A 12,679-nucleotide genomic window follows, 5' to 3' on the forward strand; every position below is an offset into this window, starting at 1 on the left:
AATTCGCGGCATTTCCACAACGGTACAATGCAGTACAGATCCGTAGATTTAGACGATAAGCGGTATAACCGTTTATCGGATCCTGTTGCGACGTGTTCCGTTTATGCGGCGGGCTTCTTAGCCTGAGGGGCCTGTCGGGATACCTGCTTGCTGAAAATTGCGGTGTGAGTCAACGTAGCGCCTTCGCAGACCGGAACGCCCAAATGCTTGAAATTTCCAATACCGTTCACCTGCCGGCCCACGAAATAGAGCTCAGCGCCATCCGTGCTCAGGGTGCCGGGGGGCAGAATGTGAACAAGGTGTCCAGCGCGGTACACCTGCGCTTCGACATACAGGGGTCTTCGCTGCCACAGTTTCATAAGGAGCGCCTGCTGGCGCTGCGCGACAGCCGGATCACCAGCGAGGGCGTGGTGGTGATCAAGGCGCAGCAATACCGCACTCAGGAACAGAACCGCGCCGATGCCCTGGCCCGGCTGCGTGAGTTGATTCTAGGTGCGATCCACGTAGAGAAAGCCCGCCGACCTACCAAACCGACCCGCGGTTCGAAAGTGCGCCGCCTCGATGCCAAAGGCAAGCGCGGCACCATCAAGGCGGGCCGGGGGAAGGTGGACTACTAAGCGCCGCTAATGTGTGGCTTGGGTACGGCCCCAGCGCGTCGCGCCATACAGCATCAACCCCAACACCAGCATCAGCCCCGCGCGCAGCCAGGTTGCGGGCCCTTGCTGGGCAAGCAGCAGCAGGCATGACAACACCGCCAACGCAGGGATTGTCCAGTGCACCGAAAAGTGCTCCGTGGTCACCTTGTCGCGCTTGAGGACCAGCACGGCGACGTTGGTGCTAAGGAACACGAACAGCAACAGCAGCACGACCGTTTCGGCCAGGGTTTCCAGGGTGCTGGTGAACGTGAGTGCGATGGCCACCACAGTTGTGGCCAGAATGGCCCAGCCAGGCGTGCGCCGTTGCGGCAGCACCCGGCCAAGCACAGCCGGGAGCAGCCCTTCACGCGCCATGCCGTACGTCAGCCGGCTGGCCATGATCATTGTGAGCAGTGCACCGTTGGCGACGGCAATCAGGGCGATCACCGCGAACCAGCGGGGCGGTATGCCCAGCCCGGAGGCCGCAATCACTTCCATCAACGGCGCACTGGACGCCTTGAGCGCGTCCACCGGCAGCACCAGCGCCGCCCCGGCACCCACCAGCAGGTACATGGCCCCGGCAATCAACAGGGCGCTGAACAGTGCGCGAGGGTAGACGCGACTCACGTCCTGAACTTCTTCAGCCAGGTTCGCCGAGGTTTCGAAGCCGACGAAGGAGTAGAACGCCAGCAAGGAGGCGCCCAATATCGCCGTAGCCGGCGCGGTGGCGTCCACCTCCAGCAGGCGTGCCGGCTCCGCATTGCCGCTGGCTGTGTACCAGGCGGCGGCGATGACCACCAACACCAGCCCGCTGAGCTCCACCAGCGTCATTACCAGGTTGGCGCTCAAAGATTCCTTGATCCCGCGGGCGTTCAGCAGCCCCACGGCGACTAGAAAGCCTGCCGCGACCCACCCGGCAGGCCACTGTACGAAAGCGCCCAGGTAGTCCCCGGCAAATGCTTTGGCCAGCCCAGCAGCGCTGGTGACGCCAGCGGCCAGCATGGAAAAGCCCACCAAAAATGACAGCAGTGGTTTGCCGAAGGCGCGCTCGGCAAACACTGCCGCGCCGCCGGCGCGGGGGTATTTGGTCACCAGCTCGGCGTAGGAGGCTGCCGTGAGCAAGGCAAAGAACAGCGCGATCAGCAACGGCGCCCAGATGGCCCCGCCCACCCGGGCGGCGATGGTGCCAGCCAGGGCATATACCCCGGCACCGAGCACGTCGCCCAGGATGAACAGCAACAGCAGGGGAGTGGTGATGACACGCCGCAGGGCGTGCGCGGGAGAAGCGGTAGCGGTGGTCATTGGCAGGCGCTCAGGCAGGCGGCGGTGCCGCGTTGTTGCTCAGAGCGCCGAGGCGGGGGAATCGTTCGCTTGCGCTGTGGGTTTGCTTGCCACTCAGGGTAAGGCCGTGCCACGCGACCGCTCAGGCCGCGTGCCGCGCGTCCACTACGCGGGACTGGATCGCGTCGAGGTATTGCGCCTTGAGGGCGACCGCGAGGGGGCCCAGGATCGGCTTGCCTTTGAAGTCTGCAAGCAGGGTGTCGATCAGCTGTTCGACCTTCACACGCGCCGAGGCCACGCTGGCAGGGTGCAAGGGATCGAATTCGATACGTTCCATTTCTTCGTCCAGGCGCTGCAGCACAGGGGCCGCATTCTGGATCTGACTGCGCAAGGTCTCATGTGAGAGGGCCATCGATTTCCTCCATGGGGGTAGCCACACCCGGTCCTGATCGTCATCGTGAAGCATTGCGATATTGCTTCACAAATATGTCAGTTGTATGACAGCTCAGGCTTGTGTGCCTCGCGTTGCTTGAGCAGCGATCGAATCGGCCCGCGTACCTTGCGCTTGGTCACGTCCTTGGCACTGAACCAGCGGCAGTCGTCGATCTCGTTGCAAGGCCGTGGCTTCTTGGAGAGGGGCTGTGGTGCTTCGAACAGGAAGTGGATGACCTTGTCTTCGGTAAATTCGGATACGAAGGCCAGCTCGTCGAATTCCAGCCCGGTTTCCTCGCTCATCTCCCGCAGCGCCGCTTGAAGAGGGGTTTCGTTCGCTTCCACCCGGCCCCCGGGCAGGTTCCATTTGGCGTTGCGCTTGCGCACGAAGAGGATCTGCTCATCGCGACGGTAAATCACCGTAGCCCGTCGTTTGATGCTTTTTGCAGTGGTGTCGATGGCTTCCTTCGCGCCCATGCGGCCGTCCTCCGTCTGTGCTGAACCCAACCTGTGTAACCTTCGGCAAGGGCTAGGCATGCCCCCAGGGAGGGGAGCATGCCGCCTTCATGTGTCGATAGGATGACTGCCGGAATGGGGCCGGAGTTCAGCGCAGCCGCACGTCATGGAGGCTAGAAGCGGAAGGCTTGCCTGCCGATCAGCAGCCACTTGCCGTGCTGCTTCTGCCACACCTGGAAGTTCTCGATCTCGGTGGGCACCACCTTCCCGCTGTTCACCGCCTCGGCGGAAAAGTGGTTGCGCACCAGCGCGGTATCGCCGCTGAGAATGATTTTCTGGTTAAGCATTTTCAGGCTGTTGAAGCCGCTGCGGCCGGTTTCGATGTCGGCGATAAAGGCCTGCTTGTCCTGAACGTTGCCGCTGGAGTGCCCGTAGCTGAGGTTATCGGCAGTGAGCGCCTTCAGCGCAGGAATATCTTTGTGCCACATGGCTTGGGTGAGTTGATCCACCGCTTGCTCCACGTCCTGCTCCGGCGTGGCCGCTGCGACCATGCCGGCGTACAGGCAGGCCAGGCCCACTAATACCTTCGATGCTTTCATCCCTTGCTTCCCTTGTTCTTATGACGTTGTGGTGATGCCGCCACTTGGCGGACATCGTACAACGTAGCAGAGATTTCACACCGTGCAGCCCGCGCCTTCGAACAGCGCCCTGAAGCGCTCGGCAGGCATCGGCCGCCCCAGCAGGTACCCTTGCCCCTGCTCGCAGCCGATCATGACGAGCGCCTCACGTTGCGCATCCGTCTCGATCCCTTCGGCCGTTACTGTAAGCGTCAACGCCTTGCCCAGGTCGATGATGGCCTGGATGATTGCATGGCTGGATGCCGAGCCGCCGAGGTCTGAAATGAAGCTGCGGTCAATTTTCAACGCGTCGAAAGGATAGGCGCGCAGGTAGCTGAGCGAGGAATAGCCAGTGCCGAAATCGTCCATGGCCAAACGCACGCCGACGGCCTTGAGCCGCTGCATCGTTAGCAAGGCCTGATTGGCATCGTTGAGCAATACGCTTTCGGTGATCTCCAGCTCCAGCCTGCCCGGGGGCAAGCCAGAGGCCTGGAGTGCGGCCTCTACGCGCGCCACCAGATCGCCGCGCTGAAACTCTACGGACGAGAGGTTGACCGACACCATGAGCGGCACCCGCCAGCTCATGGCTTCCCTGCACGCCGTGTTGAGCACCCAGTCACTGACCGCAACGATCAGCCCGGATTCTTCGGCCACCGCGATAAACTGCCCGGGCGGCAACAGGCCGCGTTCCGGATGCCGCCAACGCACCAGCGCCTCGGCGGCCGCGAGCTGGTTGCCTTGCAGATCGAAACGAGGCTGATATTCCAGGAACAGCTGATCGCCACGCAGGGCCTGACGCAGGTCGGTTTCCACGCGGCGCCGCTCCAGCACGCGCTGGTTCATCTCGGCAGCATAGAACTGCCAATTGTTACGCCCCGCGCCCTTGGCTTCATACAATGCGATGTCGGCGTAGCGCAGCAGGTCGCTGGCCTGGGCGCCGTCATGGGGCGACAGCACCACGCCAATGCTTACGCCTACCGAGACCTCGTGGCCTTCGACCAGCAACGGCTGCGCCACCGCTTCGCACAGGCGGGAGCAAAATCGCTCCACGTCGAAACCGAGCGGCAGGTCGCTGCCCACGATCACGAATTCATCGCCACCTAGCCGAGCCACAAGGTCGCTGTCGCGTACTGCGCTGCGCAAGCGCCTCGCCACTTCACACAGCACCTGGTCGCCTGCGGCGTGCCCCAAGGTGTCGTTGATCGGCTTGAAGCGGTCCAGGTCCAGGCTCAGCAGCAGCAAGGGGTTGTCCGAGCGCGAGCCAGCTTGCAGGTGTTTCTGCAGATAGCCATGCAGGTAGCTTCGGTTCGCCAGGCCGGTCAGGGCGTCGTGCTGGGACAGGTGTTTGATGTGCGCCCGCGCTTCGGTCTCGGCGGTAACGTCCGAGACCGTGCCGCGGTAGCCGCTGATGCGATCGCCATTGCGAACCACGCGCGCCGACAGGCTGCACCAGCGTTGCCGCCCCAGGCTGTCCAAGTGGCTGCTTTCCAGCTTGCGGCTGCCGGCGGCGCCGGGCTCCAGCGCCATGCGGTTGAACGCCTTCCAGTCAAACGTGAGTAGCTCGCACAGCGTGCGCCCAAGCCAGTCTTCCCGGGCAAAGCCGGTGATCACGTCGAAGCGTTCGGAGAGGTAGACCAGCCGACCGTCGCGGTCGGTTTCCCAGATCCAGTCCGAGCAGGCCTCCGCCACGGCGCGAAAGCGTTCCTCGCTCAAGGCCAGGCGGGCTTTGCTGTCGTCGATCATGCCAGCGGCGGCTAGCCCGGAGCGGTAGATCCAGGCCATGAGTATGGCGAAGGCAAGGGCGGTGACAGCCAGCACCGGCAGCACGGAATGGAGAAACTTGTCGCCAGGGTTTTCGGCAGCCCAGCGCAACCGCAACGCGCCCCCCGTGGCGCCTTGCACCACAAGGTTGGGCCGGCTGTCGGTGGCGCCGGAGAGGTCGACCTTCAGGTTCTGCAAGCCGTAGTTCTGCTCCCAGTGGTTGAGCTTGACCGTGTCCAGTACGTCCACAAACACCAGGTAAGGCAGCGACTCGGGCTTGACCTTGCGCGGCAGCTCGGTGGGCTTGATCACCGCAGCGTAAACGATGGCTGGCTGCCCGTTCACGGTGTAAAAGCCGTAGCCGGGCAGTTCATTGGCGCTCTGCTGGCGCGCCAGGGCAAGCAGCGGGGCCAGTTCGCCACCCAGGAAATCGCTGGCTTGCACTTCGGTCAAATGCCCGCCCACGATGGCGTAGCGCGTGGCGGTGTCCGGCGCGACGATGAATACGCCTTCCAGGGAGTAATTGAGATAGAGCGAAGGCCCGATGTTGTCCCCCGCATAGGCCCAGGCGAGGTCGATACGCGGGTGGCCCACGTGAACGTAAGCATCGTTCCAGAAGGCGTAATCCTTGACAGCCCTGGCCAACAGGTCGAGGTTGGCGTCCAACGCCCGGCGAGCATCGGATTCACTGTGTTCCATCTGGTGCCGATTTTCCTGGCCGGCAATCACGAACAGCGTGATCACCGCCAGCGAAAACAGCGCACCGATCAATGCCGACACCACCACCATGGCGCGGCGGGCAATCTGAACGTGAGAGTGGGCAAAGTTGCGAAACAGCAGCATTAAACAGCGCTCTTGAATAACAGGCAGGCAGGGGCCGAATGCACTCTATATCGGCAGGCCGGCGGTGTGGTTTAGCCATGCCTCGGTACGCTATCCGCCGCTTGTCGCGAACATTCGGCCCGGAGCAGGCGCAAGCCTGCGAACATTCGATTCAAGGAGCAATGCAATGAGCGAGCGCACATGGGAAGGGCAGGTCGCCCTGATCAGCGGAGCCGGAAGTGCCGAAGGTATCGGGATCGCCATTGCGCGCCGATTGGGCCGGGCTGGTGCTCGGCTGATTATTACCGCCAGCAGTGCGAGGATCGCCCAGCGCGTTGCCGAGCTTCGTGAAGAGGGCTTTACCGTCGAGGGCCAACCGGCCGACCTTACCGACGAGGCGCAGGTCAAGGCGTTCGCGGTGTGGGCCCACGCATGCTGGGGGAAGGTCGACGTGCTGGTGAATAACGCAGGCATGGCCATGCAGGGCAGCCCCGAGCCTTATGCCGAAGTGGCGTCCATGGACCTCGCCAGCTGGAACCTCTCGCTGAACCGCAACCTCACCAGCGCCTTTTTGCTCACCCGGGCTGTACTCCCCGGCATGCGCCAGCGGCGGTACGGCCGTATCGTGCACGTAAGCTCCACCACCGGCACGCGTGGCAGTAACCCGGGCGAAGCGGCCTACAGCGCGGCCAAGGCGGGGATGGTCGGGCTGAACATGGCACTGGCCCTGGAAGTGGCCGCGCAGGGCGTCACCGTCAACAGCGTGGCCCCGGGATGGATCGCGACGGCGTCCAGCACGCCGGAGGAAGCGCATGCCGCTACCCATGTGCCCATCGGCCGGGCAGGGCGGCCAGCCGAAGTGGCGGCGGCGGTGGCATTCCTTGCTTCGCCAGAGGCCAGCTACATCACCGGGGAAGTACTGGTAGTGGATGGGGGCAATTGCCTGATGGAAACGAAGGGCTAGCAAGGCGCTGCGAGCCCGTATTCACCAAGGCACGGGTGCGTAGCAATGTGCTATCTTTTGCCGGCCGAGCGAAACGGTGCCTACCATCGTGCTTTCGGTATTCCGTTGTTCCATGCACAGGATGCGCGCCCAGCCGGACATTTCACATGCTCGTCGCTCCGTTGCACCCTCGGGAAGCCGAACGCCAGGATTCGCTGGACGATCTCCACGTGCTCGATACGCCCGCCGATCCCTACATGGACTCGCTGGTGCGCCTTACCCAGGACCTGTTCAAGGTGGAGCAGGTGCTGATCAGCCTGGTGGACAAGGACCGTCAGTGGTTCAAGGCCCGGGTGGGGCTGGAAGCCTGCAGCACGTCGCGGGACGTCTCCTTCTGCGCCCACGCCATTCTCGAGCCCGCCAAAACGCTCGTGGTGCCCGATGCCCGTGATGACGAGCGCTTCGCCGACAACCCGCTGGTCACCGGGGCGCCTAATATCCGCTTTTATGCAGGCCATCCCTTGATCGCACGATCGGGCCTGCCCGTAGGTACCCTGTGCCTGCTCAGTTCATCGTCCCGCACACTGGCCCCTGACGAGGAAGCGCGGCTGCGGGACCTGGCTCAACTGGTGGAGGGTTATCTTCAGCTCAAGGGGTTGAGCGAGCACACTCGCCAGTTGCGCGCTGCGGTCAGCCGTGAAAAGCGCCGAGCGTTGCTCGACCCGCTGACCCAGATCTGGAACCGTTCGGCACTGGCGCATTTCTACCCGGGGGAGCAGGACATCGCTCGCCATGGCAACGAACTGCTGGGCGTGCTGTACGTGGACCTGGACCATTTCAAGCAGATCAACGACCAGCATGGGCATGCCATCGGGGACGAAGTGCTTATCGAAGCAGCCCGGCGTATCGCCGCCAGCTTGCGCCCTCATGACCTGCTGCTGCGGCTGGGGGGCGAGGAGTTCGCGGTGGTGTCGCGGGTGAGTGCGGTAGAGCAGTTGCACACCATTGCCGAACGGGTGCGCTCAAGCATCGCCGGCAAGCCGTTCACTACCCAGGCCGGCGTGCTTGACGTGTATGCCAGCCTCGGCGCTGCCTGCGGTGCGCCGGATACGGCGGCCGAGGTACTGCTGGCCAAGGCTGATGCAGCGCTGTATGAGGCCAAGCACAACGGCCGTAACCGCGTGTGCATGGCCACGGGGTAAGGCCCGTTACTGCAGGCTGACGCCGTAGAACCCGGTGACCCCGAACGGGTTGATCTTGAAGCCCTGCACACGCGTGCTCATGGGCTGCGACACCACCGAATGCGCCATGGGGGAAACCGGCATCTCGCGACGAATGATCTGCTGGGCCTGGCCGTACAGCTGGCTGCGCTCGTTGCGGTCGGTGAGGGCGCGGGCTTTCTGCAACAGCGCATCCACGTCCTTGTTGCACCAGCGGGCATAGTTGCTGCCGCCAATGGCGCTGCAGCCGTACAGCACGCCCAGCCAGTTGTCCGGGTCCCCGTTGTCGCCGGTCCAGCCGTAGGTCATCACATCGTGCTCGCCTGCCTTGGCGCGCTTGATGTACTCGCCCCATTCATAGCTCACGATGTTGGCTTTGATGCCCACCTTGGCCCAGTCCTGCTGGATCATCTGCGCCGACTGCCGCGCGTTGGGGTTCGATGCCCGCTGCACGGTCATGGCCCACAGGTTGATCTGGGTGCCGGGCTTCACCCCGGCCGCGGCCAGCAGTTCCCGGGCCTTGTCAGGGTTGTAGGCGGCGCCCTTGATGCTTGAGTCGTAGGACCATTGGGTGGGCGGCATCACGTTTTGCGCCACCTGGCCCGCGCCCTGGAACACGGTGTCGACGATGGCCTGCTTGTTGATCGCCATGTCCAGCGCCTGGCGCACTTCAGGCTTGTCCAGCGGCGGGTGCTGGGTGTTGTAGGCCAGGAAGCCCACGTTGAAGCCGGGTTGTTCCAGCACCTTGAGCTTGGGGTCTTTCTTGATTTCAGCGAGGTCGGCGGGCCGAGCGTAGCCACTCACCTGGCACTCGCCAGCCTTGAGTTTCTGCAGTCGCGTTGCGGCATCCGGCGTGATGGCGAAGATAAGCTCGTCCAGTTTCACGTCTTCGGGCTTCCAGTACGCGGTGTTGCTCTTGTAACGGATAACGGCGTCTTTCTGGTAGCGGTTGAACACGAATGGCCCGGTGCCCACCGGCTGCTGATTGAGTTGTTCGGGGTGGCCTGCCTTGAGCAACTGGGCGGCGTATTCGGCGGACTGGATAGAAGCGAAACTCATGGCCAGGTCGGCGGCGAACGCGGCGTCAGTGTTCTTCAGCACGAACACCACCGTATGGTCATCGACCTTTTTCACCTCGGTGATGTTCTGGTCAAGCTCCATGTCGGTGAAGTAGGGAAACTCGCTGGGGTAGGCCTTACGGAATGGCTGCTCCTTGTCGAGCATGCGCTGGAAGGTGAACAGCACGTCGTCGGCAGTGAAGTCACGTGTTGGGGTGAAGTACGCGGTGGTGTGGAACTTCACGCCCTGGCGCAGATGGAAGGTGTAGGTCTTGCCGTCGGCACTCACATCCCAACCTGTCGCCAGGCCCGGCTCCAGCTCCGTGCCGCCGCGCTTGAATTGCACCAGCCGGTTGAACACGGTTTCGGCCGCCGCATCGAATTCGGTGCCGGAAGTGTACTGCGCCGGATCGAAGCCCGCCGGGCTCGCTTCGGAGCAGTAGATCAGCGTAGACGCCTGTGCCAGAGGGGCCGCGGCCAACACGCCGGCGGCCAACAGGGAAAGGGCGAAAGTAAAACGCATGCGGGAAGGCTCCATCCAGTCAAGTGAGTGAGGCGGTGGGCAGGTTAGCATCTTGGGTGGGGCGTGAGCCTGAAAAGCGCTTGTAGCCTTAATCATGCAGACCGTACAACATGGTGTTTGTCAGTGCTTGACGATAGCCGGGTTTGCTATCAGCCTAACGCTCGAATGGCTTGATGAGAGGAGACCGTTGTGGCGACGAAAACAGATGCACTATCCGATGACCTCATAGAGAAGCTGGAGGCTCAGGTCCCCCTTATTGCGGCCACTGCTACTCGCGCGGCATACAATCGCGCCGTCGCTTCGGGGCGCACATTGGTCAAGCTTGAAGGTGCTTTCATCGTTTCATCCGGGCCAGACGGAAGCAGGCAGGTCCTGTCCCAAGCCAAGCCCCGCCGGAAGGTAACCGTAGGTCAGGTATTCGAGACGCATAGCCCGCATGCCGGTCGCTAGGCTGCGGATGTTCGCTGGGCCGAATGGCTCCGGCAAGAGCACAGTAAAGGACATGCTGCCTGCCAGCCTTATCAGCACTTACGTCAATGCTGACGAAATCGAACAGGCCCTGAAAACGTCCGGCATGTTAGACCTTTCGGTGTTTGATACGGCCGCTAATACCAGCGAAGTCGCCGCGTTCTTTCTACAGCATCCACTTTTACAGAAAGGTGATATGCAATCGGATATCGCGTCAATTTCAGTAAATGGCAAGTGGTTGCGTATACACAGGGCGGATATCAATTCATACCATGCATCCGTCGTTGCCGACTTTATCCGTCGCAAGTTACTCGAAGCGAAGACCAGCTTTACGTTTGAAACGGTCATGTCTTCTCGAGGGAAAATTGACTTTCTCAGAGAGGCCCAAGCCGCCGGGTATCGGACCTATCTTTACTTCGTGGCAACCGAGTCACCCGAGATCAACCTTAGCCGCGTGGCAAACCGGGTCGTTGATGGTGGGCACGGGGTGCCCCGTGAAAAGGTTATCAGCCGATACAGTCGCTCACTGGCGCTTCTACCCGCAGCAATTGAAGCATCGGATAGAGCCTATATCTTTGATAACAGTGGAGAGGAGGCGGTACTCCTGGCGGAAGTTACCAGTGGTACACACTTGGTCTTCCATCAGGAAGATATGCCCGAGTGGTTCATGCAGGCTTACGCTGATGATGTCATCAGCGGCCAGTTACTCAGGTAGAACTGTGAGCTACCACGGCAACCGTTCCCCGCTGTAGCTGAAAAACCCGCCGCTGTCGTTCGCGTCCAAACCCTCCAGTACCCGCAGCATGTCGGCGGCTGCTTGCCGGGTGGGCGGGCCTGGGGGCGGAAGGGTTTGGACAGGTTTGAAGTGACCGTGCCCGGGTGCAACGCCACCAGGCGCTTGCCCGGCCAGCGGCGGGCGGGTTCGATGGCTGCGGTCTTGATCAGCATGTTCAACGCGGCTTTGGACGCTCGGTAGCTGGACCAGCCGCCTAGGCGGTTATCCCCGATGCTGCCGACCTTGGCCGAGAGCACGGCGAATACGCCGTCGGCCGCCAGCAACGGTAAGAACTGCTGCAGCACCAGCGCCGGGCCGAACGTATTGGCCTGGAACGTGGCCAGCAGTTGGTCGAGGTTGATGGCTTCGAGGGATTTTTCCGGCATGAAGCCTTCGCCGTGGAGGATACCGCTCGCCAATATGATCAGGTCGAACGGGCCCTGCGGCACAAGGGCGGCGGCTTCGCTGATGCTCTGCGGCACGGTAAGGTCCAGGGACGGTTGCGTGTTTCGGCCGAGGCGGATGACCTCTGCGTAGCGGCTGTCTTCCTCCAGCAACTGGGCAAAGGCGCCCCCGATGGCGCCGCTGGCACCGATAACCAAAGCCTTGAGATTTGCGGCCGATGTGTTCATGCGTTGCCTCCCCGAAAGGCAGGCCTGTGCGCCTGATGCCAAGCCTACCGAGGCATCTGAACCACGCCGGCGGGGAAGGTGCCCAAATGGGCAAGCCAGCGTGGCCCGGCCCGGCGGCTACGAAAATGACCTTGCCTTGCCGCCGAGGAAGGCCCCCAACGCGGCGCGGGTATCGGCCACGCACTGGTCCGTGACCGGGCCGGGGTACTGATCGAACAGGTGCGGCACGCCAGCGTACAGCCGCGCTTCCACCGGCACTCCGGCATGGCTGAGCCGCAACGCAAAATGCATTGCTTCATCCACGAACAAATCCAACGCGCCCACGGCAATGAAGGTCGGCGGCAGGCCGGCCAGGCTCGGCGCCAGCGCGGGGGAAAACTCACCCCGCCGGCCGTCGTCGACCGGGTAATCCCCCCGCAGGCATTCCCAGCAGAAGTGGTTGGGTTCGGCGCTCCATCCATAGGCACCCGCGTTGGGATTCAGCGGTTGGCCCGGTGCCCCGGTGCGGTGATCCAGCATGGGGTAGATCATCACCAGCCCGGCGAGTTGGCAGCACGGTTGCGATTGATGCCGCAGCGCCAATGCTGCCGCCAACCCGCCGCCTGCGCTATGGCCCATCAGCACCACCGCGTCTGTCCCTACCCCTAAGGTATCGGCATGGGCGACCACCCAGCGCAGCGCCGCTTCACAGTCGTCCAACGGGGCAGGGAATGGATGTTCCGGCGCCAGCCGATAGTCCACCGCCGCGATGGCCACGCCCATGGCGAGGGCGAGTTCGTGGAGGTAGTTGTCGGCCATTTCCGGGCAGCCCAGCACGAACCCACCGCCATGCAGGTACACCACCAGCGGCGGGTTGATCACCCCCGGCCGCGGACGGTACAGCCGCAGCCGTGGCCCGTCGGGTATCCAGTGCTCGTCTCCCTGAGCATGGGCGCGCGGCGTAAAACCTTGGTGCAGCCGCGCCCGTATCGCCTGCAGCGTCGCCAGGTTCCACGGCTCCGGCTGCTCGTCGAGGAACAACCGGTAGGCGGGATGAAGCAGGTGCGCCGTGCTCAT

Annotated in this window: 11 protein-coding genes and 1 pseudogene; 4 read left to right on the plus strand and 8 right to left on the minus strand. The window is 62.9% G+C overall.

Annotated features, from left to right (window positions below; genetic code table 11):
• The first annotated feature begins 203 nt into the window (after positions 1 to 203).
• The gene (arfB, locus tag LG385_RS07835) at positions 204 to 617 is read left to right on the plus strand and encodes an alternative ribosome rescue aminoacyl-tRNA hydrolase ArfB (RefSeq protein WP_225773791.1); all 414 of its coding nucleotides are present in this window, start codon (positions 204 to 206) and stop codon (positions 615 to 617) included.
• A gap of 6 nt (positions 618 to 623) precedes the next feature.
• On the opposite strand, the gene LG385_RS07840 is transcribed toward arfB, so the two are convergent.
• The 5 genes from LG385_RS07840 to LG385_RS07860 all read right to left on the minus strand — a co-directional run bounded on the left by LG385_RS07840 (position 624) and on the right by LG385_RS07860 (position 6,025).
• Entirely contained in the window at positions 624 to 1,937 is a 1,314-nt protein-coding gene (locus tag LG385_RS07840; RefSeq protein WP_225773792.1) for an APC family permease, read from the minus strand.
• A 121-nt stretch (positions 1,938 to 2,058) separates the two neighbouring features.
• The gene (locus tag LG385_RS07845; RefSeq protein ID WP_225773793.1) at positions 2,059 to 2,328 is read right to left on the minus strand and encodes a hypothetical protein; all 270 of its coding nucleotides are present in this window, start codon (positions 2,326 to 2,328) and stop codon (positions 2,059 to 2,061) included.
• A gap of 77 nt (positions 2,329 to 2,405) precedes the next feature.
• A complete protein-coding gene (locus tag LG385_RS07850) occupies positions 2,406 to 2,825 on the minus strand; it encodes an NUDIX hydrolase (RefSeq protein ID WP_225773794.1) in 420 nt (139 codons plus the stop codon).
• 152 nt (positions 2,826 to 2,977) lie between these two features.
• Positions 2,978 to 3,403, minus strand: coding sequence for a nuclear transport factor 2 family protein (locus tag LG385_RS07855; RefSeq protein WP_181116426.1), 426 nt, complete (start codon positions 3,401 to 3,403; stop codon positions 2,978 to 2,980).
• Positions 3,404 to 3,478: 75 nt separating this feature from the next.
• Complete coding sequence (locus tag LG385_RS07860) at positions 3,479 to 6,025, minus strand: EAL domain-containing protein (protein ID WP_225773795.1); 2,547 nt, start codon at positions 6,023 to 6,025, stop codon at positions 3,479 to 3,481.
• 166 nt (positions 6,026 to 6,191) lie between these two features.
• Here LG385_RS07860 and LG385_RS07865 point away from each other — a divergent pair, with 166 nt between their 5' ends.
• Both LG385_RS07865 and LG385_RS07870 read left to right on the plus strand, forming a co-directional pair.
• The gene (locus tag LG385_RS07865; protein WP_225773796.1) at positions 6,192 to 6,968 is read left to right on the plus strand and encodes an SDR family NAD(P)-dependent oxidoreductase; all 777 of its coding nucleotides are present in this window, start codon (positions 6,192 to 6,194) and stop codon (positions 6,966 to 6,968) included.
• 146 nt (positions 6,969 to 7,114) lie between these two features.
• A complete protein-coding gene (locus LG385_RS07870) occupies positions 7,115 to 8,149 on the plus strand; it encodes a sensor domain-containing diguanylate cyclase (RefSeq protein ID WP_225773797.1) in 1,035 nt (344 codons plus the stop codon).
• A gap of 6 nt (positions 8,150 to 8,155) precedes the next feature.
• Here the strand turns inward: LG385_RS07870 and LG385_RS07875 are convergent, their stop codons facing one another.
• Positions 8,156 to 9,748, minus strand: a complete 1,593-nt coding sequence (locus LG385_RS07875) for an ABC transporter substrate-binding protein (RefSeq protein ID WP_225773798.1) — start codon at positions 9,746 to 9,748, stop codon at positions 8,156 to 8,158.
• 436 nt (positions 9,749 to 10,184) lie between these two features.
• Between LG385_RS07875 and LG385_RS07880 the strand changes: the two genes are divergently transcribed.
• Entirely contained in the window at positions 10,185 to 10,931 is a 747-nt protein-coding gene (locus tag LG385_RS07880) for a zeta toxin family protein (protein ID WP_225773799.1), read from the plus strand.
• A 9-nt stretch (positions 10,932 to 10,940) separates the two neighbouring features.
• Here LG385_RS07880 and LG385_RS07885 read toward each other — a convergent pair.
• Together LG385_RS07885 and LG385_RS07890 are read right to left on the minus strand one after the other, a co-directional pair.
• Positions 10,941 to 11,623 (minus strand): annotated as a pseudogene (locus LG385_RS07885) (SDR family NAD(P)-dependent oxidoreductase).
• A gap of 117 nt (positions 11,624 to 11,740) precedes the next feature.
• Positions 11,741 to 12,679 (minus strand): alpha/beta hydrolase, encoded by a 939-nt coding sequence (locus tag LG385_RS07890; protein ID WP_225773800.1) that lies wholly within the window; start codon positions 12,677 to 12,679, stop codon positions 11,741 to 11,743.

This window comes from Pseudomonas sp. Marseille-Q5115, assembly GCF_916618905.1.
GTDB classification, from domain to species: domain Bacteria; phylum Pseudomonadota; class Gammaproteobacteria; order Pseudomonadales; family Pseudomonadaceae; genus Aquipseudomonas; species Aquipseudomonas japonica_A.